The 24,814-nt window shown below is 39.9% G+C and carries 22 protein-coding genes; 16 read left to right on the forward strand and 6 right to left on the reverse strand.

The window, feature by feature from the left end:
* Positions 1-297: 297 nt before the first annotated feature.
* Complete coding sequence (gene dxs, locus H7U17_RS14160) at positions 298-2,214, reverse strand: 1-deoxy-D-xylulose-5-phosphate synthase (protein ID WP_186757385.1); 1,917 nt, start codon at positions 2,212-2,214, stop codon at positions 298-300.
* 194 nt (positions 2,215-2,408) lie between these two features.
* Between dxs and H7U17_RS14165 the strand changes: the two genes are divergently transcribed.
* From H7U17_RS14165 to H7U17_RS14175, 3 genes are all read left to right on the forward strand, one after another.
* Positions 2,409-3,155 carry a segregation and condensation protein A gene (locus H7U17_RS14165; protein ID WP_186757386.1) on the forward strand — a complete coding sequence of 249 codons (747 nt, stop codon included), beginning with the start codon at positions 2,409-2,411 and terminating at the stop codon, positions 3,153-3,155.
* A 5-nt stretch (positions 3,156-3,160) separates the two neighbouring features.
* On the forward strand, positions 3,161-4,225 hold the full coding sequence (locus H7U17_RS14170; RefSeq protein WP_186757387.1) for a lysylphosphatidylglycerol synthase transmembrane domain-containing protein: 1,065 nt from the start codon (positions 3,161-3,163) through the stop codon (positions 4,223-4,225).
* A gap of 510 nt (positions 4,226-4,735) precedes the next feature.
* The gene (locus tag H7U17_RS14175; RefSeq protein WP_186757388.1) at positions 4,736-4,969 is read left to right on the forward strand and encodes a Kazal-type serine protease inhibitor family protein; all 234 of its coding nucleotides are present in this window, start codon (positions 4,736-4,738) and stop codon (positions 4,967-4,969) included.
* Between the two features lie 51 nt (positions 4,970-5,020).
* Here the strand turns inward: H7U17_RS14175 and H7U17_RS14180 are convergent, their stop codons facing one another.
* A complete protein-coding gene (locus H7U17_RS14180) occupies positions 5,021-5,443 on the reverse strand; it encodes a nucleoside-diphosphate kinase (protein WP_186757389.1) in 423 nt (140 codons plus the stop codon).
* Between the two features lie 193 nt (positions 5,444-5,636).
* Here H7U17_RS14180 and H7U17_RS14185 point away from each other — a divergent pair, with 193 nt between their 5' ends.
* From H7U17_RS14185 to H7U17_RS14200, 4 genes are read left to right on the forward strand one after another with little or no spacing between them, the layout of a single operon-like run.
* A complete protein-coding gene (locus tag H7U17_RS14185; protein ID WP_186757390.1) occupies positions 5,637-6,677 on the forward strand; it encodes a DHH family phosphoesterase in 1,041 nt (346 codons plus the stop codon).
* The gene (locus H7U17_RS14190; RefSeq protein WP_186757391.1) at positions 6,664-7,608 is read left to right on the forward strand and encodes an FKBP-type peptidyl-prolyl cis-trans isomerase; all 945 of its coding nucleotides are present in this window, start codon (positions 6,664-6,666) and stop codon (positions 7,606-7,608) included. Before H7U17_RS14185 ends, H7U17_RS14190 begins: the two co-directional genes overlap by 14 nt.
* Positions 7,609-7,612: 4 nt before the next feature.
* Positions 7,613-8,185 (forward strand): FKBP-type peptidyl-prolyl cis-trans isomerase, encoded by a 573-nt coding sequence (locus H7U17_RS14195; protein WP_186757392.1) that lies wholly within the window; start codon positions 7,613-7,615, stop codon positions 8,183-8,185.
* Position 8,186: 1 nt separating this feature from the next.
* On the forward strand, positions 8,187-8,735 hold the full coding sequence (locus H7U17_RS14200) for an FKBP-type peptidyl-prolyl cis-trans isomerase (protein ID WP_186757393.1): 549 nt from the start codon (positions 8,187-8,189) through the stop codon (positions 8,733-8,735).
* Positions 8,736-9,278: 543 nt separating this feature from the next.
* Here the strand turns inward: H7U17_RS14200 and guaB are convergent.
* The 4 genes from guaB to H7U17_RS14220 all read right to left on the reverse strand — a co-directional run bounded on the left by guaB (position 9,279) and on the right by H7U17_RS14220 (position 14,350).
* The gene (guaB, locus tag H7U17_RS14205) at positions 9,279-10,757 is read right to left on the reverse strand and encodes an IMP dehydrogenase (RefSeq protein ID WP_186757394.1); all 1,479 of its coding nucleotides are present in this window, start codon (positions 10,755-10,757) and stop codon (positions 9,279-9,281) included.
* A 205-nt stretch (positions 10,758-10,962) separates the two neighbouring features.
* Positions 10,963-12,150 (reverse strand): RsmB/NOP family class I SAM-dependent RNA methyltransferase, encoded by a 1,188-nt coding sequence (locus H7U17_RS14210; protein WP_186757395.1) that lies wholly within the window; start codon positions 12,148-12,150, stop codon positions 10,963-10,965.
* 104 nt (positions 12,151-12,254) lie between these two features.
* Complete coding sequence (locus H7U17_RS14215) at positions 12,255-13,415, reverse strand: homogentisate 1,2-dioxygenase (protein ID WP_186757396.1); 1,161 nt, start codon at positions 13,413-13,415, stop codon at positions 12,255-12,257.
* A 146-nt stretch (positions 13,416-13,561) separates the two neighbouring features.
* Positions 13,562-14,350 (reverse strand): formyl transferase, encoded by a 789-nt coding sequence (locus tag H7U17_RS14220; RefSeq protein WP_186757397.1) that lies wholly within the window; start codon positions 14,348-14,350, stop codon positions 13,562-13,564.
* A gap of 309 nt (positions 14,351-14,659) precedes the next feature.
* Here H7U17_RS14220 and htpG point away from each other — a divergent pair, with 309 nt between their 5' ends.
* From htpG to H7U17_RS14265, 9 genes are all read left to right on the forward strand, one after another.
* The gene (gene htpG, locus H7U17_RS14225) at positions 14,660-16,543 is read left to right on the forward strand and encodes a molecular chaperone HtpG (protein WP_186757398.1); all 1,884 of its coding nucleotides are present in this window, start codon (positions 14,660-14,662) and stop codon (positions 16,541-16,543) included.
* A gap of 190 nt (positions 16,544-16,733) precedes the next feature.
* A complete protein-coding gene (locus tag H7U17_RS14230; protein WP_186757399.1) occupies positions 16,734-17,150 on the forward strand; it encodes an RrF2 family transcriptional regulator in 417 nt (138 codons plus the stop codon).
* A 73-nt stretch (positions 17,151-17,223) separates the two neighbouring features.
* Positions 17,224-17,466: a DUF2061 domain-containing protein gene (locus H7U17_RS14235; protein ID WP_186757431.1), complete on the forward strand. Its 243-nt coding sequence runs from the start codon at positions 17,224-17,226 to the stop codon at positions 17,464-17,466.
* Between the two features lie 13 nt (positions 17,467-17,479).
* Complete coding sequence (locus H7U17_RS14240; protein ID WP_186757400.1) at positions 17,480-18,181, forward strand: phosphoadenylyl-sulfate reductase; 702 nt, start codon at positions 17,480-17,482, stop codon at positions 18,179-18,181.
* A 9-nt stretch (positions 18,182-18,190) separates the two neighbouring features.
* A complete protein-coding gene (gene cysD, locus H7U17_RS14245; protein ID WP_186757401.1) occupies positions 18,191-19,090 on the forward strand; it encodes a sulfate adenylyltransferase subunit CysD in 900 nt (299 codons plus the stop codon).
* A gap of 89 nt (positions 19,091-19,179) precedes the next feature.
* Positions 19,180-20,439 carry a sulfate adenylyltransferase subunit 1 gene (locus H7U17_RS14250; RefSeq protein ID WP_186757402.1) on the forward strand — a complete coding sequence of 420 codons (1,260 nt, stop codon included), beginning with the start codon at positions 19,180-19,182 and terminating at the stop codon, positions 20,437-20,439.
* A gap of 65 nt (positions 20,440-20,504) precedes the next feature.
* A complete protein-coding gene (locus H7U17_RS14255; protein WP_186757403.1) occupies positions 20,505-22,607 on the forward strand; it encodes a HEPN domain-containing protein in 2,103 nt (700 codons plus the stop codon).
* Positions 22,604-23,368 carry a uroporphyrinogen-III C-methyltransferase gene (gene cobA / locus H7U17_RS14260; RefSeq protein WP_186757404.1) on the forward strand — a complete coding sequence of 255 codons (765 nt, stop codon included), beginning with the start codon at positions 22,604-22,606 and terminating at the stop codon, positions 23,366-23,368. Before H7U17_RS14255 ends, cobA begins: the two co-directional genes overlap by 4 nt.
* Before the next feature lie 87 nt (positions 23,369-23,455).
* Positions 23,456-24,028 (forward strand): precorrin-2 dehydrogenase/sirohydrochlorin ferrochelatase family protein, encoded by a 573-nt coding sequence (locus H7U17_RS14265; RefSeq protein WP_186757405.1) that lies wholly within the window; start codon positions 23,456-23,458, stop codon positions 24,026-24,028.
* Positions 24,029-24,814 lie beyond the last annotated feature (786 nt).

A 24,814-nucleotide genomic window follows, 5' to 3' on the forward strand; every position in this document is an offset into this window, starting at 1 on the left:
TGTATGGACTAGTAAAAATTTAATCTGTATATCCGCAAAGACACCAGTAGCTTTTTGTAAATAAAATATTCTTTCAGTAAGAATACAAAAGTCCAAAGAAACGATATTTTATTCCGTGCGAATCTATCTTCCGCCAGGTAGATCTGTGGAATCTCTCGATAAATCTGGACAGGCTGTGAGAAACAAGTTTACTGGTGTAATAGTGGATATACAGATTAAAAACTAGCTCAAGTTTAATAATGCCTTTCTCTAAATCTCTCATAAAAAAAAAGAGCCCTGATGAGGGCCCTAGAATTTTTATTTTTCCACTGATATGGGATCAGCTAACTTTTTTACTGCTTGGGTTATTCCTTCTGGATCGAAACCGCATTCTCTATGGAGTTCTAGTTGCGTACCATGTTCAATGACCGCATCAGGAATCCCTAGTCTTTTTACTTGGGCCTGATAGTCATGGTCCATCATCCATTCCAGTACTGCACTTCCAAATCCTCCCATGAGACAGCCGTCTTCTACAGTAATTACCTTTTTGAATCTGCCAAAGACTTCATGAAGCAAAGATTCATCCAGTGGTTTCACAAAGCGCATATCATAGTGAGCAGGGTTTAAGCCGTCCTTTTCCAGCTTTTCACAAGCCTCAACAGCGTAATTACCTATATGTCCAATGGTCAAAATGGCCACATCCTCTCCTTCCCTGATTATACGTCCTTGTCCCGTAGGAATCTCTCTCATTGGTTTTCTCCAATCAGGCATTACACCTTGTCCACGAGGATATCTAATGGAATAAGGTCCTTCATATTTGGAAGCTGAAAACATCATGTTCCTTAGCTCTTCCTCATTCATTGGGGCACTTATGACCAAATTAGGGATACAACGGAAATAGGCGATATCGTAGGCACCATGGTGAGTAGGGCCATCTGCACCTGCAAATCCGGCTCTGTCCAAGCAGAAAACTACTGGAAGATTTTGTAAGCAGACATCATGGACCACCTGATCATAGGCACGCTGCATGAAAGTACTGTAAATATTACAGAAGGGCTTTAGGCCTTGGGTGGCCAGGCCTGCAGAGAAAGTTACTGCATGTTGCTCGGCAATACCTACATCAAAAGCCCTGTCCGGCATGGCCTTCATCATGATATTCATAGATGATCCTGAAGGCATTGCTGGGGTAATACCCATGATTTTATCATCCTCTTCAGCCAATTCTACTAAAGTGTGTCCAAATACATCTTGGTATTTAGGTGGCTGCGGGGTATCGTATATTTTTTTGGAAATCTCACCGGTGATTTTGTCAAACTTTCCAGGAGCATGCCATTTGGTTTGATCTTTTTCTGCCAGGTCATAACCTTTCCCTTTTACCGTCAGGCAATGAAGGATTTTAGGCCCTGGTATTTTTTTGAGATCATTAAGCACTTCTACCAAATGGTTGACATCATGGCCATCCACTGGGCCGAAATAGCGAAGGTTTAACGATTCAAAAAGATTACTTTGTTTGAGCAGGGCAGATTTGACTGCACCTTCTACCTTAGAGATAATTTCTTGGGCACTGGAACCAAACTTGCTGAATTTGCCCAAGATCCTCCATAGATCGTCTTTAAACCTATTATAAGTTTGAGAGGTAGTAATATCCGTCAGATAATCCCGAAGTGCACCGACATTAGGGTCGATAGACATGCAATTATCATTAAGGATAATGATCATATTGGTGTCTGAGATACCCGCATGGTTCATGGCTTCAAAGGCCATTCCCCCTGTCATGGATCCATCACCTATTACGGCTACATGCTGTTTTAAATCATCTCCCTTGTACTTGGAGGCCATGGCCATTCCCAAGGCGGCAGAGATAGAGGTGCTGGAATGGCCTACACCAAAACTGTCGTATTCGCTCTCTTTTCTTTTAGGAAACCCTGAGATTCCCTTATATAGCCTGTTGGTATGGAATTCCCCCCTTCTACCTGTAAGGATTTTGTGTCCATAAGCTTGATGGCCCACATCCCAAACCAGTTGGTCTGAAGGGGTGTTTAATACATAATGCAAGGCAACGGTTAATTCAACCACGCCCAAGCTCGCGCCAAAGTGGCCGCCATAGACGGAAACAGAGTCAATGATGTATTGGCGCAACTCCTCGCAAATTTGTACGAGTTGATCCCTGCTGAATTTTTTCAATTCATCCGGGGAGTTGATTTGAGCAAGAAGTTTCCCTGGTTCTATTAACATGGCAGATTGATACCGTTTGGCAATGATAACTGAGACTAAGGTTCAATTGTTTCAATATAGCTAAAATTTAGCCAATCTTTCCTCTTGAAATAAATCTTGCGGATTTTGAACCGTCTCGTATAGATTTTTGTATTTATGTAATATCTTTGATAATCAATTCGATCGCAAAATTAAGAGAAATTTAATACTATCCAGTGAGTTTCGAGATCAAATTACCGCTTTTTGAGGGACCCTTCGATTTATTGCTGTTCTTTATCGAGCGCGATGAGCTGGATATCTATGATATTCCCATTTCAAAAATCACCCATGATTTCCTGGATTACCTGCAACATTTGGAGAAAATGGAAATCGAAGTGGCCAGTGAATTCATATTGGTAGCAGCTACTTTGATGAAGATCAAAAGTAAATTACTGATCCCAAGACCTGAATTGGACGAAAATGGCGAAGAGATCGATCCAAGAGAAGAACTGATCCGCCATTTATTGGAGTACAAAAAGTACAAGTCGGTGATCAGTGAGCTTTCAGATATGGAGGCAGAAAGGATGAGCAAGGAGAAAAGGGGAAATATCGCTGCCGAGCTTAAAGAATTGAGTAAGGTAGATGATGTGGAGAGTGAAGTGCAGGATATAGATTTGTATAAAATCCTTAAGGTTTTCCAAAGGGTAATGGCAAAGTACTCGGCCAGAACTGATGAAACAAAACACACTGTGGTCCAATATCCCTACACTATCGACCAACAGAAAAACTTTGTCTTGGACAAAATCAGTTTTAAAAAACATGTGGCATTTTCTGAATTTATAGAATACAAGCCTGATAAGATATTTGTGATTTATACTTTTCTGGCGATACTTGAATTATTGCAGTTATCGCTCGTGACCATTAAGCTGGGAGAAGGATTTAATAATTTTTGGGTGGAGAAAACAGAGGGAGTTCAGGCTTAGCATTTATGAGATTAGATAATAAAGAAATTTTCAAAACACTAAACCCAAATAAGGTTTGGATTCCAATTTTGATCGGGATAGGTATTGTGTTCCTGATGTTTTATTTGGATCCTTCGATAACCAAAGAGAATTTGAGCAGTGTTTTTGATGCTTCCTTATTTTCACTTTTCGTCGCTTTTTTGGTGATTTTTATGCGAGATGCCGGATATGTTTTTCGTATTAGGGAAATTACCGATAAGAAGCTTACATGGGTAAGGGCTATATATGTAATTATATTATGGGAATTTGCTTCTGCTGTCACCCCTTCTATCGTAGGTGGTACTGCAGTGGCTGTTTTTATTTTGCATAAGGAAGGGATCAAGCTAGGGAAAGCTATTGCCTATGTAATGGTTACAGCAATCTTGGACAACTTATTTTTCGTTATTGGTGCGCCAATTGTCCTGTATTTCGCACAAGGATATATATTCCCCGATAGTAAAGTACTGGAATTAAGACTGGACAATAGTTTAAGTTATATCTTTTGGGTCAGCTATTTTCTTTACGCCTTGTATTCATTAGTCATGGCGGCGGCCTTGTTTTATAGACCAAGGGTGTTTAAATGGATTTTACTGAAGATATTTAGTATCAGGTGGATCAGAAAATGGAAACATAATGCCAGTGAATACGGGGATCAGATAATTGAGTCCAGCAAGGAGCTGCAAGGTAAAAAGGCCAACTATTGGCTGACCATTTCCTTAGCAACTATTTTTATTTGGTGTTCCAGATACCTGATGCTCAATGCCCTGATTACTGCATATGTAGACATCAGCTTTAATGAACATATTATTGTATTTGCCAGACAGATTATCATGTGGATCGTTATGATGGTATCCCCTACTCCTGGCAGTAGCGGTACGGCAGAGTTTTTCTTTGCCCAGTTCTTTTATGGATTCCTGTCCAATTACACCTTTGTTACCAGTATCCTGTGGAGAATGTTCTCTTATTATCCTTATTTGCTTTTGGGAGCGGTCTTTTTGCCAAGGTGGATCAGGCAGGTGTTTTTTAAGAAGAAAGAAGAAACCGCTGAGTAGTGTTAATTCAATTTCTTTTTCGCGGAATTCGTTAATCATCTCAGAGCTAGTTAAGTGATTAGTTCCCTTAATAAAAGAAGTGATTTGCGTTCTTTGTGCTATCTTTTTCAAAGGAGCTCTTTTCTCGCAGAGCGCACTAAGATGTGCAGAGTTCGCTGAGTGTTTAAAGTGGTAGATAAAAACAGAGTTTAGTGTTATTTGCTCGACCCTTACAGTTCTTTACGCGGAATTGGTTCACGCGAAGCCAGCCAAGGATTCGCAGAGGTCACAGAAAATATTTTAGAGAGCGGATCAAAAAAAAACTTAGCGTTCTTCGCTGCCACCCTTGTTGTCCTTTGTTAGCGCATTTTCTTCTTTATTAATTTCTCCATGGCTTTATTTTGTTGCCAATAGCTTTGATTAAAGGTATGGGGCATGACTAATTTGTAGGCAGATTGATTTATAAGGAAATTTAAGTTATCATGTAGCGAAAGAGGCACTATATCTCGTAGAGATTAAAAAGAAAGAACAATGAAAACTCCTATTCTATTTGCTGTGTTTGCCGTTTTTCTTCTCGGCTTCCAATGCAATAATGAAGATGATACCCTTGCAAGTGATTGTATTGATCCTGAAAAGGTTGATCCTTCAGTTGCTTGTATTGAGATCTATCAGCCCGTATGTGGTTGTGATGGAAAGACCTATTCCAATGATTGTGTGGCTGCTGCCAATGGTCTTAAAAGTTGGACCGAAGGGGCCTGTGAATAAAAAAAAACTCCCTGAGCGTTTGCCCAAGGAGTTGAATTTTTTGTCGAAAGATTAAAGTACTCTCTCGAACTGGTTGAAGTAGAAGTTTCCTTCGATTTCAGCATTTTCATCAGAGTCAGAACCGTGCACCGCATTGGCTTCTATAGACTTGGCAAATAATTTTCTGATCGTACCTTCAGCGGCTTCTGCTGGATTGGTAGCACCGATTAGTTTTCTAAAATCTTCTACTGCATTGTCTTTTTCCAAGATGGCTGCGATAATAGGACCTGAAGACATATAGGTACATAGGTCACCATAAAAAGGTCTTTCTTTGTGAACTTCATAAAATTTCCCGGCCAATTCAGCTGTCAACTGAGTAGCTTTTATGGCTACAATTTTGAATCCAGCTTCTTCGATCATTTTTAGGATCGCTCCAGCATTTCCTGCGCTAAAAGCGTCAGGTTTAATCATGGTGAATGTTCTATTATTTGCCATCTTTGATTAATTGATAGTATAAGGTTTATTTTCCGCTGCAAAAATAGTGTTTTTAACGGAAAGATAGAATATATGAACGGAAAATCACCTTATGTTCCTCTATTTTAGGGGTTTGTGTAAATTGGGAATTTTAAAAAATTATAATGACCTTTGCATCTTGTGTAGTGTTGAAAGTGCTACTAAAATAATGTAGATGCTAGAGTTAGAGTCATTTAAAAAACTACTGTCCTCGCCCAAGAAAATTGTAATCACCACCCATCATAAGCCCGATGCAGATGCATTAGGTTCTTCGTTGGGTATGGGTAATTATCTCAAGAAAAAAAATCATGAGGTAACCGTGATTACTCCATCGGATTATCCGTCCTTTTTATATTGGATGAAAGGTAATGATGAAGTATTGAACTATGAGGACAAGGATCATCAGGAGGAGATAACTGAAAAAGTGGCCGTTGCAGATATGATCATTTGCCTGGATTTTTCATGTCTGAAAAGAATCCATGAACTGGGTGAATTGGTCAGAGATTCTAAAGCGGTCAAGGTCAATATCGACCACCATTTGGATCCGGAAGATTTCGCAGACTTTAGGTACTGGAGTACTGAAGCCGCGGCTACTTGTGAGCTGGTATATGACCTGATCGTCAAGATGGGAGAAAAAGACTTGATCGATAGTGATATTGCAGATTGTCTTTATTCGGGAATCATGACCGATACCGGCGGTTTCCGCCACCCCAATACGACCAAGCATGTGCACTGTGTGACTGCTGAGCTCATAGGCCTTGGTGCAGATAATGCAAAAATTTCCCGTCTGATATATGATACAAATTCCGTAAACCGTCTTAAATTTATAGGTTTTGCTTTAAGTAGAAGATTAGTGATTCATACGGAATTGAATACAGCCTATTTTTGGATCAGCAAAAGGGATTTGAAAAAATATGATTCTCGCACCGGTGATACAGAAGGCTTGGTAAACTACGCACTTTCCTTGGATGGCGTCAAAATAGCTGCCATGTTTACAGAAAGAAAAGATGGTGTGAAAATCTCTTTCCGCTCCACTGAAGATGTCGCGGTCAACCAATTTGCCGCGAAATACTTTGATGGTGGTGGGCATAAAAATGCCGCCGGAGGAAAATCCGATTTGTCTTTAAAGGAGACCATAGAAAAGTTTGAAAAATTAATAAAAGATAATCAACAAAGATTGTTAAATCAACTAGAATTAGTCAATGAAAAACATTAAAAGCATGATGTTGTCAGCAAGTGTGCTGGCATTGTCCTTAGGGATTGTTTCTTGTAACAAGACGAAAACAACAGAAGATGGTACCGAGTATACTTATCTTGAAGAAGGATCTCAGAAACCAGAAAACGGCCAATTTGTGATCTATGAATTTACCGCAAAAAATGCCAAAGATTCTGTTTTTCTTTCTAGTATTGAAAATGGTGCACCGGCTTATATGATGCACAATGATTCCATTAAAAGGTATGATACTACCAAAGTAAGACCAGCAATCGACGAGATTTTTTCTGGCCTTAAAAAAGGTGACAGCATCCAGTTTACCGCTGCTGCATCTAAAATTTTTGGTGAAATGAACACTCCTCCATTCTTGACTCCTGATGAAAATGTAACCTTGAATATCGGTGTAACTGATATCTTGGATGAATCCGAAATGGAAGATTTCATGAGCAAGGTGCAAGAAAAGCAACGTGCCAAGCAAGAAGAGGCTTCTGAAGCGCAATTGGCCACTGATATCAAAATGATCCAGGACTATATGGCTGAGAACGATCTTAATGCTACAAAAACTGAATCTGGCCTTTTCTATATCATTGAGGAAGCAGGAGATGGTGAAGCTGTAGAAGAAGGTAATACGGTTTCTGTGAACTATACCGGTTATGTTTTGGATGGAACAATCTTCGATACCAGTGTAGAAGAAGTAGCCAAAGAAAACGAGATCTTTAACGAAAATCGTCCTTACGAGCCATTTAATGTAATGGTAGGAAAAGGTCGTGTGATCCCAGGCTGGGATGAAGGTTTGCAATTGCTTAAAGGTGGTAGCAAGGCCAAGTTATTGATCCCTTCTACCCTTGCTTATGGTCCAAGACAAGCAGGTGAAGTAATTAAGCCGAACTCTATCTTGATTTTTGACGTAGAAGTACTTGATGTTCAGAAATAAATCAATGAATAGTATTAAAATAATCTTGTCAGCACTCCTGATCTCAGGGGTGCTGACTTCTTGTTTGGAGGAACAGGAAACACCACAAGAGATCTACCAGCGCGATCTGGAGAAAATCGATGAGTATCTCTCCACATCGGATTATCCATATGTAGAGATGGATCAAGATGAGAATACGGGTATAGTGGTTTTGTGGGAGCATAAGTCTTATTCTGGGATTGAGCCAGAAGAGGGTGATACCTTGCATGTGGATTATACCGGAATGTTGTTGAATGAAAGCGTATTTGATTCTTCTAATGAGGATATAGCCAGAGATAATCGTATTTATAATTCTAATAGAGATTATGTCCCTTTGGAAATTAAGTACTTACATGACAACGATTATATATATGGTTTCTTGTTAGGACTATCCAAAATGGAAGAAGGTGATAGAGCAAGGGTCATTATGCCTTCTTACTATGGTTATGGAAATGTCGATCAGGGAAGTAGAATCCCAGCCAATTCCGTATTGATGTTTGACCTGGATCTAATAGAAGTGGATAAGGATATTGAGGATGATAGTGAAACTGGAGAATAATATGAAAAAGTATATTTTAGGATTACTGGCCTCGGTACTGGTTGCAGGCATGATATCATGTGAACCTAATAACCCTTATAATGTTGGGCCTACTTATGATGCGGAGAAGTATTTGAAGATCGATAGTGTAAAAATCGCCGAATATTTAGAGGTAGCAGAAATAGACAGTCTATATAGAATCCATGATCCAAGCGGGGTGGTAATTATTGTTCAAGAAGAAGGAGTTGGTTCTCGTCCTATTAATGGAAATGAAGTTTATGTCAATTATGTGGGAAAGTTGATAGATGACACTGTTTTTGACACCAATATTCAATCGGTGGCAGAAGATAATGATCTTCATGAAGAAGGCGATACTTATAGTCCTTTACAATTTACTGTAGGTACATCTGATGCTATACCAGGATTTTCAATTGCCTCTAAAAGAATCAGAAGTGGATCCAAAGCAGTGTATTTAATTCCTTCAACATACGCGTATCAAAGCCGAGAATTTGAAAGGATTCCAGCGCATTCTGTATTAGTTTTCGAAGTGGACTTCTTGGGGATTGATTAGCCTAAAAGAAAGATGTGATTTGAGCGTAATGGGAAACCTTTACGCTTTTTTTGTGCCTGTATATTTAGATTGAATGATCACATACTTGATAGTTTAGGTGCTTAATTCAATATTCATTTACATACATCCATTACTTTCAAGAATATAGCCATATGATTATTATCCAGGCAAAGTACAACAGGAAACAAAGAAAGTTTTTTATTACTTTACTTTGGCTTTTTCAAATTATTAGAGCCTAATGCCGCTTGAGCCTGAGCCTCTAGTTTTTAGCTCTCAAGGGCGCATCCTTGATACGACACATAAAAATGATGCGCATAGATTTATCATTAATGGATAACCTTATTTGTGTTCATCTTTACCCGTCTGCGGTAAATAAACTAAAGGATAATAAACAGCGCAAATCAAAACTAAAATATTCTGGTCTCCCGAATTTTCCACTTAGCCCACTTTGATGCGTCTTTTAGTCTCGCTTAGATGATGATCAAAAAAAATGTCATCCGCTGGAGGCAGATGACATTTTAAATAATAAATATGTGTTGGATATTAACCTTTTGCGCTATAGTTAGGAGCTTCCCTAGTTACGCTGATATCATGCGGGTGGGATTCGTGAACTCCAGCAGCAGTGATTTTTACAAATTTGCCATTTTTCTTTAAGTCTTCTACCGTCTGTGTGCCACAATAGCCCATACCGGCCTGCAGTCCACCTACCAGCTGGTAAAGCACCTCAGCTACCAAGCCTTTGAAAGCTACCCTTCCTACAATCCCTTCAGGAACCAATTTCTTGATATTGTCCTCAGCATCTTGGAAATAACGGTCTTTTGATCCCGATTCCATGGCTTCCAAAGACCCCATTCCTCTATAGGTCTTGAATTTCCTTCCTTGGTAAATGATCATTTCACCCGGAGCTTCTTCAGTTCCTGCCAATAATGATCCGATCATGATAGAGCTGGCTCCAGCAGCTACTGCTTTCACCAAGTCACCAGAATAGCGGATACCACCATCTGCAATTACAGGTACTCCTGTTCCTTCAAGCGCCTTGGCGCATTCGAATACGGCAGATAGTTGGGGAACCCCTACACCAGCAATAACCCTGGTAGTACAGATACTTCCTGGTCCTACACCTACTTTTACTGCATCAGCACCTGCATCGGCAAGGGCTTTTGCTGCTTCAGGCATAGCGATATTTCCAACGATAACTTCCAGATCAGGGAAGGTCTCTTTAATTTTTCTACAAGTGTCGATAACTCCTTTAGAGTGGCCATGAGCAGTGTCAATGGAAACCACGTCCACTCCAGCATCTTTAAGGGCCTGTACACGATCCACAATATCTGCAGTCACCCCAACAGCAGCTCCCACTCTTAGACGGCCATACTCATCTTTACAAGCGTTTGGCTTATCTTTTCTTTTGAGGATATCCTTATAGGTGATCAAGCCTGTAAGTTTATTGTCCTCGTCGATGATTGGAAGTTTTTCGATTTTATATTCTTGAAGAATCTCTTCTGCTTGTTCCAGGGTGATCCCTGCTTTAGCAGTAATAAGATTGTCGGAGGTCATGATCTCCTTAACAGGTTTTTGTTGATCTTTGATGAATCTCAAGTCCCTGTTGGTGATAATTCCCTTAAGATTTCTGTCTTTGTCCACTACTGGAATACCACCAATATGATATTCTCTCATAATACCTTCAGCATCCTTGACAATGGCATCCACCTGTAAGGTGATAGGATCCAAGATCATACCGCTTTGAGAACGTTTTACCCTTCTGACTTGAGCGGCTTGCTGCTCAATGGTCATGTTTTTGTGGATAAAACCAAGTCCTCCTTCCAAAGCGATGGCAATAGCCAATTCAGCTTCGGTAACGGTATCCATGGCTGCTGAAACCAAAGGAATGTTTAACCTGATTTTTTTAGTAAGTTGAGTGGAGGTGTTGGTGTCTCGCGGCAATACTTCTGAGTATCCGGGAACCAAAAGCACGTCATCATAGGTGAGTGCTTCGAAGAGGAATTTATCGGTGTTTAGATTCATGGCAAATTTGGTTAAGGAACCCTATTTGCCCGTCAAAGATACAAACAATTTTGAATGTGAATCAATGATAGCTAAAAAATAATTTAATATTTCGTGAATAAATTACGCCTTCAAGGAATAATCTTTGGAAACCAAAAAATAAGAGATAAAGGTAAACCGCAGGGAAATCACTCTCAAATAGTATATTTTCCCTGCGATGCCAAATTTACTTTCGTTGTAGTTTGGCTATATAAAATCCATCGAATCCGCTTTCGTGAGCAAGAACTTTTTGATCTTCAAGGAGTTCAAAGTGCTTTCCTTTTTCACTTTGCAGAAATTGCTCCACTTGCATTTGGTTTTCTGAAGGGAAAATGCTGCAGGTAGCATAGATCATCATCCCACCAGGCTTGACCATATTGCAGTATCCTTGCAGGATTTCCTGTTGGATTTTTTGGACATTGCCAATGGATGCTTCAGAAATTTTCCATTTGGTATCTGGGTTTCTTCTTAATACGCCCATTCCAGAACACGGCACATCCAATAATAACCTATCTGCTGATTCATTTAAGCGCTTGATGGTTTTGCTCCCCTCTATGGTTTTGGTTTCAATGATGCTGATACCATTTCTTCTGGCTCTTAGCTTTGTGTTTTTCAATTTCCATTCTTCGACATCCATGGAAAGGATACGACCTTTGTTTTCCATCAAAGTGGCTAAGTGAAGCGATTTGCCTCCTGCACCAGCACAAGCATCTATGACTCTCATGCCTGGCTGTACATCCAGCGCAGCAGCTACCAGCTGAGAAGAAGCATCCTGCACCTCAAAAAGGCCTTCTTTGAATGCAGGGTTTCTGAAGATATTTTGTCTTTTGGCCAATACCAAAGCGTCCTTATAGCCTTTAGGAGCAAAGGTCTCCACGCCATCCTCCTTCAAACGGTTCATCAGGTCCTCTTTACTTGTTTTGAGGCTGTTCACCCTGATGACCACTTGGGCCTGCTCATTAAGTGCGTCGATTTCCCGGTCCCATTTTTCACCCAAAAGTTCTTCACCCATTTCATCCATCCAGTCCGGAATGGATTGTAAAATGGCCCGACTGTCTATAGACTCATAGCGCTCCTTGATTTTAATCGCATCGACCCCTTCAAATTCCCTCCAAGGAGGTAATTCATTGCCTTGCATCAGCCAGTAAGTAGCAAATAAATGGAAAAGGTCATCTGTCGGACTGACTTCATTGATCAAGCGCCACCAACGGACCATTTCATAGGATGATTCCGCGATAAACCCACGATCCCTTGATCCCCATTTTGGATTGGATTTCAAGGTTCTCTCGATGACCTTATCGGCATATTGTTGTTCGTTGAATATTTGATCGATGGCATTGACTACCCCGTAAACGGTGTTGGAATGAAGCCTCATGAGATATTGGTTGATTTTAAGCTGCAAAGATACAGAAATAAGCGCAGGATAAAGGGGTATTGTCCAATCTTATTATTCATAGCCTGGCCAGAATTGATGGAAAACTATTCAGTCCAGCTCATTGGATAATTTTTGTCCACATACCTCAGTGCATCCTGTGTCAAATATAATGGGTTGAATGTATCCAGCATCACAGCAGTCTCTTCTGTCTTAGTAGCCCCAATACTTTTTTCTACCATTCCGGGATGTGGACCATGCGGCAGGCCACCTGTATGAATAGTAAAAGAGCCCCGGTCGATTCCTTTGCGACTCATAAACTCTCCGTCTACATAATAGAGCACTTCATCCGAATCTATATTGGAGTGATTGTAAGGAGCCGGAATGGACAATGGATGATAATCAAACAACCTGGGCACAAAAGAGCAAATGACAAATCCTGCTGCCTGAAAAGTTTGGTGTACTGGCGGTGGTTGATGAATCCGCCCTGTAATAGGTTCAAAATTCTTTATGGAGAGGGCATAGGGATATAAATATCCGTCCCATCCTACAATATCGAAGGGGCTATGGATATAGGAATATGGATGTAATTGCCCGTGTTTTTTGATTTGCACTAAGTATTCTCCTTTTTCCTTCTCCAAAACCAACTTGTCAGGAACTTTGATATCTCTTTCACAATACGGGGAATGTTCCAGAAGTTGGCCAAGTTCGTTTCGGTAGCGCTTGACCGTTTCTATAGGGCTTGCTGATTCGATGATAAGCAGTTTGATAGGGCCTTTTTTCCATTTGAAGCGATAAATGGTGGTTCTTGGAATGACAATATAATCGCCTGCCTCTACATCTATTTTTCCAAATTGGGAAATTAATTGTCCGCTGCCTTCATGGACAAAAACAAGTTCGTCTCCATCGGCATTTTTAAAATAGTAATCCATTTTATGGCTATCTGGCACGCAGATCCCCATCATCACATCTTTGTTTTTTAGGAGTATCCTTCGACTATGTAAATAGTCTGTTCCAGTGGTTTTTACATCAGAGGTATTAAGATGGGTTTGTCGAAGGCCATAGTCTTTGGCGATTTCCCAATGATAAGGTTTTGGCCTATGTATTTCACGCACCTCATTGGGGTTATAAATATGGTAGAGGGTAGAGTATATGCCAGAAAAGCCTTTTGAGCTGACCAACTCTTCTTTGTATAAGCTGCCATCGGCCTGTCTAAACTGTGTGTGACGTTTTGGAGGGATTTTTCCCAGTCGATGATAGAAAGCCATGTTATCTTGGGTTTATGTTTACTACAATTTAATAAAATAAATAACACTTATTAGAGGTCTAGCGATTCTAATTTTTTGATAGCTTTCTTTGCTAATTAAAAAGTTGTTGATGATATTATTCATCCTGGTTTAAGCGTCCGTTTTCCTTAGGCAAAGATATTGACGGTCTCTTTTTTGAAATAGGTAATCATCTTTTGGGGCCTTTCAGGGATTGCGGGCAAATACCTTTTTGATCTCAGTAGAAGCTTTACACTTTTTGAAAATGTACGTTCTGAATAATGGTAATTTTTCCCTTTTTGTTTTTGAGGTTTTCCCAATATGGGGCATTGACTTTTTTCTTGGGCCTTGATATAGTTGACCATGGCTATGCCCAGCAGTTGGGATGTCTTGATTCCAATACTTAATTCAGTATCTGTAGAATGTAAAGGGGGGTAGACTTCAGCCAATATATTACCCGTATCCACGCCACAATCTATATGGTGGATACATCCGCCCAGGTTTTCATAATCATGGTTGAACAAGGCCCAGAAAAGGGTGTCATTACCACGGTATTTGGGAGCAATGCCATAATGAAGGTTTATTGCAGCAATACTGGGGATTTTGATGATTTCTGATGCTAATATCGGTGCTCTGCAGGTGATTAATAAATCAGGGGCCAAATCTTTAAAAAGCTGTATCCCTTCCTGACTATTTATCTTATTCGCATTAATAGGGATATTGTCGATAATATGCAATTTGGTATTGTGTTCCAATACCATCCTTTTTAAGATTTTATATTGACCTTTTTCAAATATCCGTTTGGGAAGTGATTTTATGTTTTTCTTATTTTTCGGATAGATAGGCTTTACAATTATCGAGTTAGGAAAATACTGCAGGATTTTTTCCACTGCCACCATTTCCCTGGCCTTACATTCGCTGACGATTACAATTTTCATAATGTAAAAGTTGACATAGGTTTTCCGATATAGAGTTGACTTAGATTGGAAAAGTTGAATAAGTTAAAACGACTAATGTTTATTGCTTTCGTATAGATTAAAATGTAAATGAAAAACAATAAAACGTTTTTGAAATATAGTAAAAAACTGTTTAAATACAAAGAAGTTTCCTGGTTCTCTTGGGGTATTATCCTGATTTATACGATGTAATTTACAAGCGAGCTGTCATTTTGGCGGAAAAAAACATTTGGAACGGCACTTGTAATGTGGGAAATGAAATCTTGAAAATAAATAAAAACAATATAAGCTATGCAGGAAAAAGGTACCATCTCGATTCATACCGAGAATATATTTCCAATCATCAAAAAGTTTCTTTATTCTGACAATGAAATTTTCTTAAGAGAACTAGTATCCAACTCAGTTGATGCTACCCAAAAAATCAAAAGATTGGCACAGCTAGGCCAGTATTCTGGAGAGCTTGGAGACATCACGGTGGAGGTAAGTTTCGATAAGGAGAAAAAGACGATTACCATTGCTGATAAAGGGCTTGGTATGACGGCCGAGGAGATCAAAAAGTACATTAACCAAATCGCTTTTTCTGGTGCTACTGAGTTTGTGGAGAAATTTAAAGATGCCAAAGACGCCAATGAAATAATTGGGAAATTTGGTTTAGGTTTCTACTCTGCATTTATGGTAGCCAATAGGGTGGACATCCATTCCTTGTCTTACCAAGAGGGTGCTGAGCCTGCCAAATGGACATGTGATGGCAGTACTTCGTTTGAGATCTCTGCAGGAGACAGAACAGAAAGAGGAACCGAAATCACCCTTCATATCAACGAAGAATCAGAAGAGTTTTTGGACAAATGGAAGCTTCAGGAGATTCTTGACAAGTATTGTAAATTCTTACCAGTTCCGATCAAGTTTGAGACCAAGACAGAGAATGTTGAAGATGGAACAGATGAAGAAGGTAAGCCTAAATACAAATCTGTGGAGGTGGATAATATCATCAATACCACGGAGCCTATCTGGACCAAATCTCCAAGTGAGTTAAAGGACGAAGATTACCTGGCCTTTTATAAGGAGCTTTACCCGATGAGTGAGGATCCTCTATTCTGGATTCACTTGAACGTAGATTATCCTTTCAACCTAACGGGAGTATTGTATTTCCCTAAGGTGAAGAATGAGTTTGAACTACAGAAAAACAAGATCAAATTATTCTCACGTCAAGTGTTCATTACGGATGAGGTAAAGGATATTGTTCCTGAATTTTTGATGCTATTGCACGGGGTGATTGACTCTCCTGATATCCCATTGAATGTTTCCAGAAGCTTCTTGCAGGCGGATAGTAATGTGAAGAAGATCAACAGCTATATCACTAAAAAAGTGGCTGATAAGCTTGGTGAGTTGTTTAAGAAAGACAGAACGGCCTATGAGTCCAAGTGGAGCGATATTGGCTTGTTTGTCAAGTATGGAATGATCAGTGAGGACAAGTTCTACGACAAAGGAAAAGACTTTGCATTATTGAGCAATACTAATGGCGAGTATTTTACTGTTGAAGAATATAAAGAGAAAGTGAAAGAAGCCCAAACGGACAAAGACGGCCAGGCGATTTTCCTTTATAGCACCGATGCTGAAAAGCAGGATGCCTTTATTCAGTCCGCCAATAATAAGGGCTATGATGTGTTGGTGATGGATACACCAATAGACAGTCATTTCATCAACCAGCTTGAGCAAAAACTGGAGAAAACTTCTTTGAAGCGAGTAGATGCCGATGTGGTAGATAAGCTGATCAAGAAAGAAGAGGATACCACCCATGTACTTACTGAAGAACAAAGCAAGCAAGTGAAGGAGGTATTTGAAAAGGCCATAGATAATAAGGCTTATACCGTGGAAGTTGAAGGATTGAGCCCTGAGGAACTGCCAGTGACCATAACCATGGAGGAATTTATGCGAAGAATGAAAGATATGGCCCAAACAGGAGGTGGAATGGGTTTCTATGGTGCAATGCCTGATAATTATAAGGTGGCTATCAATGGCAACCACAAGATCATTGACAGGATCCTTAAAGCTGACGGAGAAGAAGAGCAAACCAAGCTGGCCAAGCAGGCCTTTGATTTGGCGAAGCTTTCACAGGGAATGCTTTCAGGTAAGGATTTGACTGAATTCGTAAAAAGAAGCGTGGACATGATTTAATTCATGTTTTATATAAATAGGTTAAAAGCTCTCCAAACTGTTTTGGGGAGCTTTTGCTTTTTATTTGTTAAATGGTCAAATTGTAAAATAAGCACGCTCTGTTATATCCTTTTAAATAGGCTTTAAGAAGGGATTTATTAAAAAAATCTCACAAATGGGGTGGTTTAAGGAATTATTATATTTTTGTAAGATGTTATCCAAAAAAACCAAATATGCTTTCCATGCACTTACTTACCTTGGAAAGCACAAAGATGATGGCTCTGTGTTGATTCAAGATATTGCTGCGGAGCATGGTATTTCTCATAAGTTTCTTGAGAATATCCTGTTGGAATTAAAAAAGGCAGGCTTTCTGGGAAGCAAAAAAGGAAAGGGGGGTGGTTACTATTTGATCAAAGAACCCAAAGACATTCCATTGTCAAGAATTATAAGGTTATTGGACGGTCCTATCGCCTTATTGCCCTGTGTGAGTTTAAATTATTATGAAGCTTGTGAGGAGTGTAAAGATCAAGAAAAGTGTGGCTTAAATCAAGTGATGATTCAGGTGCGTGACGAGACTCTTAACATATTGGAAAACAAGACATTATCTGATATTCTGGATAAGGAATAAAAAAAAATACCTACAAACCCTACTTTTTTTATAGGTTTTATATACTTTTGTGCTTCAACAAATTATGAAACCTATGATTTTTGATCAGCCTATCAAAAAATGGTTTGTGGATGATAAGGGTAAAGACAGTAACGTTAAGAGTGTACTAAAGTCCATTTCCTGGAGACTGGTAGGAACGATGGACACGATCGTTATTTCTTACTTGATCACTGGTCAGATTAAGACTGCATTGTCCATTGGTTCTATTGAGGTCGTAAGCAAAATGGTGTTGTATTATTTCCATGAAAGGGCTTGGGCCAGAATCACAGATAAATAATTAAGTGAGTAGCATGAAGAAGAATCTAATTAAAGACTTATCTGCAAGAATAGAGAATACCTCAATTGAGGAAGCCATCGCGCAGCTGTGCGAATTGTTTCCTGGAAAAGTTGTGTTTTCTACTTCATTGGGGCAAGAAGATCAGGTGATTACTGAGATCATTGCAAAGAATAATTTGCCCGTGCAGATTTTTACTTTGGACACTGGGAGATTGTTCTATGAAACCTATGATTTGCTTTCTAGAACAGAAAGCAAGTACAAGATAAAGATCAAGCCCTATTATCCTAATACGAGTTCTGTGGAGAAACTGGTAGCCGATATAGGGATCAACGGTTTCTATGAATCTCCAGAAAACAGAAAAAGCTGTTGCTATGTTCGTAAGGTTGAGCCTTTGAAAAGGGCCTTGGAGGGCAACAGTATTTGGATCACAGGTTTGAGGTCCGAGCAAAGTGCCAACAGGAGTTCCATGAGTAAATTGGAATGGGATGAAGGTAACCAAATAATGAAATTTAATCCTTTGTTGGATTGGAGCATGGAGGAAATGCTTCAATACATTAACGAAAATAAAATCCCATATAACCCACTTCACGATAAGGGTTTTGTCAGCATAGGCTGTGCCCCTTGTACCCGAGCAATTGAGCCGGGAGAAGACCCACGCGCCGGTAGATGGTGGTGGGAAAGTTCAAAAAAAGAATGTGGTTTACATATAAAATAGATGTCTAGCATGAAAAATATATTTGTTCCTAATCCAAAAGAAGCCGAATCAATCCAAATTATCCGAGAGGTAGCAGCGCAGTTCGAAAGACCTGTTTTGCTGTTTTCAGGAGGTAAAGATTCGATTACCCTAGTAAGATTAGCTCAAAAGGCTTTTTACCCAGCAAGGATTCCTTTTCCATTGCTCCATGTCGATACCGGTCACAATTTTCCAGAGACCATTGAATTCAGAGACCAGCTGGTTGAAGAATTGGGCTTGGAATTGATTGTTGCTAAGGTGCAGGATTCTATCGACCAAGGAAAGGTTCAGGAAGAGAAAGGACGTTATTCCAGTAGGAATTCATTACAAACCACCACCTTATTGGATGCGATAGAGAAGCATAAATTTGATGCTTGTATCGGTGGGGCTAGAAGAGATGAGGAGAAGGCAAGAGCCAAGGAGCGTGTATTCTCAGTTCGTGATGACTTTGGCCAGTGGGACGAGAAAAACCAACGTCCTGAGTTATTTGATATGCTAAATGGTAAAATCCATCAAGGACAGAATGTGAGGGCTTTTCCGATTTCCAACTGGACAGAACTTGATGTTTGGGAATATATCAAAACTGAAAACATTGCTATTCCATCTATTTATTTTGCGCACAAGCGTGAGATTTTTGAAAGAGACGGTATGATCTGGACCGCTTCTGAGCATGTTTACCGTGAGGAAACTGAAGAGGTGAAAGAGAAAATGGTAAGGTTCAGAACCGTTGGGGATATGACCTGTACTGCCGCAGTGTTGTCAGAAGCTGAGACCTTGGAAGAAGTCGTAGAGGAAATCAGGGCAAGTACCATTTCCGAACGAGGAGCCAGAATTGACGATAAGCGTTCTGAAGCAGCCATGGAAAACAGGAAGAAGGTAGGATACTTTTAGGACCTTGCTTCATTCTTGAATTTCAAAAAACGAGTCTGAAAGGTCCAACAGGACTTGAAAGCATCAAAAATCCCATTAAAAAGAAGACAATGAGTACTGAAAATAGAAAACTGATCAATATTGCAACAGCCGGAAGTGTAGATGATGGTAAAAGTACCCTTATCGGAAGGTTGTTATACGATACCAGGTCCCTGACCACAGATAAATTAGAGGCCATAGAGCGAAACAGTAAGCAAAAAGGATACGATTACTTGGATTTTTCTTTGGCTACTGATGGTTTGGTTGCAGAAAGGGAGCAGGGTATTACTATTGATGTAGCCCATATTTATTTCAATACAGATAAAACCAATTATATCATCGCGGATACTCCAGGTCACGTGGAGTACACGCGAAACATGGTGACAGGAGCATCTACATCACAGGTGGCCATCATTTTGATAGATGCCAGAAAAGGTGTAATCGAGCAGACTTACCGTCACTTCTTTATCAACAACTTGCTAAGAGTAGGGCATGTAATCGTAGCCATCAATAAGATGGATTTGGTAGAATTCGACCAGCAAGTATTTGAAGATATCAAAAAGGATTTTGAGGCCTTGATCGAAAAAAGTGATTATACAGAAGATCAAGTGACTTTTATTCCTGTGAGTGCCCTACATGGGGATAATATTGCTTCAGGGTCTGAAACAATGTCTTGGTACCAAGGTCCTTCCTTATTGGAGTACTTGGAGGATCTTGAAATTGACGAATTGGAAGATCATGGTACGGCCCGGTTTTCAGTACAATACGTGGTAAGACCAAAGACGGACACCCATCATGATTTCAGGGGATTTGCAGGGAAACTATATGGAGGAAGCCTTTCTGTAGGGGATGATGTGACTGTTTTACCTTCTTTTACCGAAAGCAAAATCAAAACCATTGAATTCTTTGATCAGCAATTTGATGAAGCAGTAGCAGGAAGTTCAGTAACCATCACCTTGGAAGATGAAGTAAATGTGAGCAGAGGGGACATGCTGGTGAAATCAAGTGAGTTGCCAAAATCTGAAAAGCAACTTTCCGCTACCATTTGCCAGGTAAACAGTAAGCCATTGAGAATAGGTGCTAAATATATCCTCCAGCATGGAGTTAATCAGGTTTTGGCCAAGGTGGACAGCATAGAAGGCTTGGTACACACTGATTTCTCCGGAGAGGAAGCTGCTGAGCAGTTGAAACTAAATGATATAGGTAAAGTGAACTTTAGGTTGAGCAAACCCATTCACTTTGATCCATACATGGACAGTAAGTCAAATGGTAGTTTCATTCTAATTGATGAAGCTTCCTATGACACAACTAGTGTAGGATTCATCCAGTAGAAAGAACCGGCTGATATTTTTCAGCCTTTTTCGGTTCATTCACAAAACCAAATTCAATAACCACTATGCAAAGTTTTAGAACAGAAATAGAAAATCCCGTTGTGGAAAAAGATATTATCGAACTGGAAAAGAAAATTGCGCTTTTCAAGGACGGTAAAATAGACGAAGAGAAGTTCAGAAGTCTTCGATTGGCCAGAGGAGTTTATGGCCAAAGACAGCCAGGAGTGCAAATGATCCGAATCAAATTGCCATATGGTAAGGTGAACGGTAAGCAATTGCACAGGATATGTAAGGTTTCAGATGAATTTTCTACCGGGAGATTGCACATCACTACCCGTCAGGATATCCAGATTCACTATGTGAGCTTGGACAGGACCCCTGAACTTTGGGCGGAACTGGAAAAGGATGATGTTACCTTAAGGGAAGCCTGTGGTAATACCGTAAGGAATGTCACTGCTTCAGAAACTGCCGGCATTGATCCCAAGGAGGCTTTCGATGTGACGCCATATGCAGATGCTACATTTAAGTATATGCTTAGGAATCCGATTTGCCAGGAAATGGGTAGGAAGTTCAAAATGGCCTTTTCTGCCAGTGAAGAAGATTCTGCTTTGTCCTATCTTCATGACCTTGGCTTTATTCCAAAGATAAAGACAGTTGATGGCCAGGAGCAAAGGGGATTCAAAGTAATGCTTGGTGGTGGATTGGGTTCACAACCTAGAAATGCCGATATCATTACAGACTTTTTAGCTGAAGATAAGCTGATCCCATTTATTGAGGGAGTAGTAAGGATCTTTGACCGACATGGTGAGAGAGCCAAGAGGATGAAGGCGAGAATGAAATTTCTTATCAAAGAAATTGGTGTTGAGGAATTCATGCGATTGGTAGAGGAAGAGCAAAAAGCACTACAATTCCAATCTTATCCAATTGATTATAAAGCCTACGAGGAATCAAATAAAATTGCCACTCCTGAGGTGCCGGAAGTAGCAGCGCCTGAGGGGGAAGCCTATGAAAGATGGTTGAAGACCAATGTGATTCCACAGAAGCAAGGAGGATATGTTTCTATTGGTATCAAGGTACATTTAGGCGATTTTTATACTGATAAGGCCAGAAAATTAGCTGATTTGGTCAGCCAATATGCCAATGATGAAATTCGCCTTACGCTGAGACAAAATATCCTCATCAGGGATGTTCAAGAAGCGGCAGTACCTTTCTTCTATCAGGAATTGCAAAAGCTAGACTTTGTTGATTTCGGATATAATACCTTAGGCGACCTTACAGCATGTCCAGGCACTGACACTTGCAACTTGGGAATTGCTAGTAGTACTGGTGCTGCCCATATTCTTGAAGAAGTAATTGCCAAAGAATATCCACAGCATATGTTCAATAAGGATTTGAGCATAAAAATTTCAGGCTGTATGAATGCTTGTGGCCAGCACAATATGGCGGCTATTGGCTTTCAGGGTATGTCCATAAAAGTGGGCAAATCAGTCATTCCTGCGCTTCAGGTACTTTTGGGAGGCGCAATCCTTGGGGATGGTGAAGGAAGGTTTGCTGATAAGGTGATTAAAATCCCAAGTAAAAGAGCTCCTCAAGCATTGAGAATTATCCTTGATGATTTTGAGAAAAATGCTGAGGAAGGCGAAGCATTTGTAAATTATTATGACCGTCAGGGACAAATGTACTTCTATGAGCAGTTAAAGCCATTGGCAAGTACAGATGATGTCGTTGATGCTGATTATATCGACTGGGGCAATGAAAAGCCATATGTAAAAGCAGTGGGTGTTGGTGAATGTGCTGGAGTGGTCATTGACTTGGTAGCTACCCTACTTTTGGAAGCTAGGGAAAAATTGGCCAATGCCGAAGATAGCTTGAATGATCAAAAATGGTCAGATGGAATTTATCATACTTATGCTACTTTGGTAAATGCAGCTAAGGCCATCATGATTTCTGAAGGAAAGTCAGCCAACTCTTACGCGAATATTGTAAGCCAGTTTGATGAGATTTTTGTCTCTACAGGTAAAATCGATTTGGGCTCAAGCTTTGCGGATATTGTCTATGAGCTTCAGAAAAATGAGCCTACTGAGGATTTTGCAAGAGCCTATTATGCTAAAGCAGAAAAAGTTTATCATATTATTAGTGATTACAGAGCTAAAGAAGTAGAAGCATGATCCCTAAAATCACACCAAAATTAACTTTGGTCGGTGCTGGCCCTGGTGATCCCGAGTTGATCACCCTAAAAGGGGTATTGGCATTGGGTAAGGCGGATGTGATATTATATGATGCACTGGTAGATAAGTCCTTGCTGAAGCATGCGACTGCAAATGCGATCAAAGTTTTTGTAGGCAAGCGGCAGGGAAGCAAGTTAAATCCTCAAGAAAGGACCAATAAGATGATCGTTGAACACGCCCTGAAGTACGGACATGTGGTCCGGCTTAAGGGCGGTGATCCGTTTGTCTTTGGTAGAGGAGCCGAAGAGATTGAATATGCACAGCAGTTTGGGATAGAAACGGAAGTTGTTCCAGGGATAACTTCAAGTGTTGCAGTGCCAGCTTATCAAGGTATTCCAGTCACCAAAAGGGGGGTGTCAGAAAGCTTTTGGGTGATTACAGGAACCACTTCTTCTGGACAATTGTCCCGGGATATTAAAATTGCAGCTGAATCTACTGCTACTTTGGTGATATTGATGGGCACTAAAAAGCTTCGAGAAATTGTCCACGAATTTACCGCCTTGGGAAAAGAGGACATGCCAATTGCTTTGATTCAAAATGGAACCACTTCTGCTGAGCAAATAGCAGTCGGTCATATACATAATATTGAACAAAAGGTAGCGGAGAGTGGTATTGGTGCTCCAGCGATTATAATCATTGGAGAGGTGGTCAGGGAAAGCCCTAAACTGATGAATATTTATCAAGAAGCTATAAAAATTTAGCTTTTTCCATAAATAAAGTGAGAGTATTGATATATTATTAATATATTAACATTCGAATTGTGCTTATCATAAAAAATCAATAACACAATGAATGAACTTTACCCTGTGTTCCTTAAAGTAGCACAGCTGAATACCCTAATAGTAGGGGCTGGTAATGTTGGGTTGGAAAAGCTTTCTTTTTTACTCAAGTCCAGTCCAAATGCTAAAGTCACCATCGTAGCCAAGGAAATTTCCGATGAGATTAAGAAAATAGCTGGAGAAAAGGAAAACATCTCTCTAGTGGAAGATGCTTATGCGGAAAAATACCTTAATAATAGACATATTGTTATCGGAGCAACTGATGACAAGGAGGTAAATAAGCAGATTCAAGTGGATGCGAAAGCTAGAAACCTACTTGTGAATATTGCTGATACTCCTGAATTATGTGACTTTTATCTAGGTGGAATTGTCACCAAGGGCAATGTGAAAATTGCCATCAGTACAAATGGCAAATCACCCACTACAGCCAAAAGGTTAAGAGAGTTTTTGGAAGAGGTAATTCCTGATGATATCAATGAGATGGTTGAAAATATCCATGAATATAGGGATACCTTAAAAGGAGATTTTGAATATAAAGTGGAAGCACTTAATAAGTTGACGAAGGAATTATTGGTGAAATAACTGATTTTCCCGTCAATAAGATTTTAAATATGCGGTTGATTTAATTTTGAAAAAAGCAGATAGGGTCTATCTGCCTTTTTTTTGTCTTTTTTCTAAGAATATAAGGCGTTGATTGGCCAAGAATAATTTTTTAGGGTCAAGCATATTTCTTGGAGGGGTAAATAGCTGTTTGCTTTTTATCCACCGAGTGTTCAGAAGGGAACAAAGAAGGGCTTTATTGATTTGCATATTCTTCTTCAAATTATATTAGCTCCCAATGTAACTTGAGATATAACTTCAAATTCTCAGCGTACCAGGGCACAGCCTTTCCACAATAGGCTATAGCTTTGTTTCACCAAGCTCTTAAAGCGCTTGATTCCTTGTTCTAATCTTTGGCTTAGGTCTTCAATCTTCTGTTTTCCGACCACTTCATCAAAGAATTTCAGGTTGCTGGCATCATTGCGAATAATCAGATTAATTTATATGATTATCCGTTTTAACACCAGTAAACTTATTTCTCACAGCCTGTCCCGATTTATCGGGAGATTCCACGCATCTACACAGATGGTCATGTCCTGAAATAGGTTGACACAATTTAATTGAAAATTGTAAACCTATAATCGGACAAAATGAAGGATTTGGAAAAATTTTCCGAAAATGCACGTAGAAAAATTGTAAGCGAAGTTCTCTCCGGTTCCGTGTCCAAGGAACAGGCAAGAAATATTTATGGTATCAGGAGCAAATCCGCTATATTGGAATGGATGAGGATTTTTGCTGGTCTGCCCAGGAATGCCCCCGTAGACCCTG

The organism is Echinicola salinicaeni, from assembly GCF_014280965.1.
GTDB lineage: Bacteria > Bacteroidota > Bacteroidia > Cytophagales > Cyclobacteriaceae > Echinicola > Echinicola salinicaeni.

Excerpts from the sequence above, each read along its gene's own strand:
- dxs (WP_186757385.1), bottom strand. The coding sequence starts at position 2,214 with ATGTTAATAGAACCAGGGAAACTTCTTGCTCAAATCAACTCCCCGGAT.
- H7U17_RS14170 (WP_186757387.1), top strand. The coding sequence starts at position 3,161 with ATGAGATTAGATAATAAAGAAATTTTCAAAACACTAAACCCAAATAAG.
- H7U17_RS14175 (WP_186757388.1), top strand. The coding sequence starts at position 4,736 with ATGAAAACTCCTATTCTATTTGCTGTGTTTGCCGTTTTTCTTCTCGGC.
- H7U17_RS14180 (WP_186757389.1), bottom strand. The coding sequence starts at position 5,443 with ATGGCAAATAATAGAACATTCACCATGATTAAACCTGACGCTTTTAGC.
- H7U17_RS14185 (WP_186757390.1), top strand. The coding sequence starts at position 5,637 with ATGCTAGAGTTAGAGTCATTTAAAAAACTACTGTCCTCGCCCAAGAAA.
- H7U17_RS14190 (WP_186757391.1), top strand. The coding sequence starts at position 6,664 with ATGAAAAACATTAAAAGCATGATGTTGTCAGCAAGTGTGCTGGCATTG.
- H7U17_RS14195 (WP_186757392.1), top strand. The coding sequence starts at position 7,613 with ATGAATAGTATTAAAATAATCTTGTCAGCACTCCTGATCTCAGGGGTG.
- H7U17_RS14200 (WP_186757393.1), top strand. The coding sequence starts at position 8,187 with ATGAAAAAGTATATTTTAGGATTACTGGCCTCGGTACTGGTTGCAGGC.
- guaB (WP_186757394.1), bottom strand. The coding sequence starts at position 10,757 with ATGAATCTAAACACCGATAAATTCCTCTTCGAAGCACTCACCTATGAT.
- H7U17_RS14210 (WP_186757395.1), bottom strand. The coding sequence starts at position 12,150 with ATGAGGCTTCATTCCAACACCGTTTACGGGGTAGTCAATGCCATCGAT.
- H7U17_RS14215 (WP_186757396.1), bottom strand. The coding sequence starts at position 13,415 with ATGGCTTTCTATCATCGACTGGGAAAAATCCCTCCAAAACGTCACACA.
- H7U17_RS14220 (WP_186757397.1), bottom strand. The coding sequence starts at position 14,350 with ATGAAAATTGTAATCGTCAGCGAATGTAAGGCCAGGGAAATGGTGGCA.
- htpG (WP_186757398.1), top strand. The coding sequence starts at position 14,660 with ATGCAGGAAAAAGGTACCATCTCGATTCATACCGAGAATATATTTCCA.
- H7U17_RS14230 (WP_186757399.1), top strand. The coding sequence starts at position 16,734 with ATGTTATCCAAAAAAACCAAATATGCTTTCCATGCACTTACTTACCTT.
- H7U17_RS14235 (WP_186757431.1), top strand. The coding sequence starts at position 17,224 with ATGATTTTTGATCAGCCTATCAAAAAATGGTTTGTGGATGATAAGGGT.
- H7U17_RS14240 (WP_186757400.1), top strand. The coding sequence starts at position 17,480 with ATGAAGAAGAATCTAATTAAAGACTTATCTGCAAGAATAGAGAATACC.
- cysD (WP_186757401.1), top strand. The coding sequence starts at position 18,191 with ATGAAAAATATATTTGTTCCTAATCCAAAAGAAGCCGAATCAATCCAA.
- H7U17_RS14250 (WP_186757402.1), top strand. The coding sequence starts at position 19,180 with ATGAGTACTGAAAATAGAAAACTGATCAATATTGCAACAGCCGGAAGT.
- H7U17_RS14255 (WP_186757403.1), top strand. The coding sequence starts at position 20,505 with ATGCAAAGTTTTAGAACAGAAATAGAAAATCCCGTTGTGGAAAAAGAT.
- cobA (WP_186757404.1), top strand. The coding sequence starts at position 22,604 with ATGATCCCTAAAATCACACCAAAATTAACTTTGGTCGGTGCTGGCCCT.
- H7U17_RS14265 (WP_186757405.1), top strand. The coding sequence starts at position 23,456 with ATGAATGAACTTTACCCTGTGTTCCTTAAAGTAGCACAGCTGAATACC.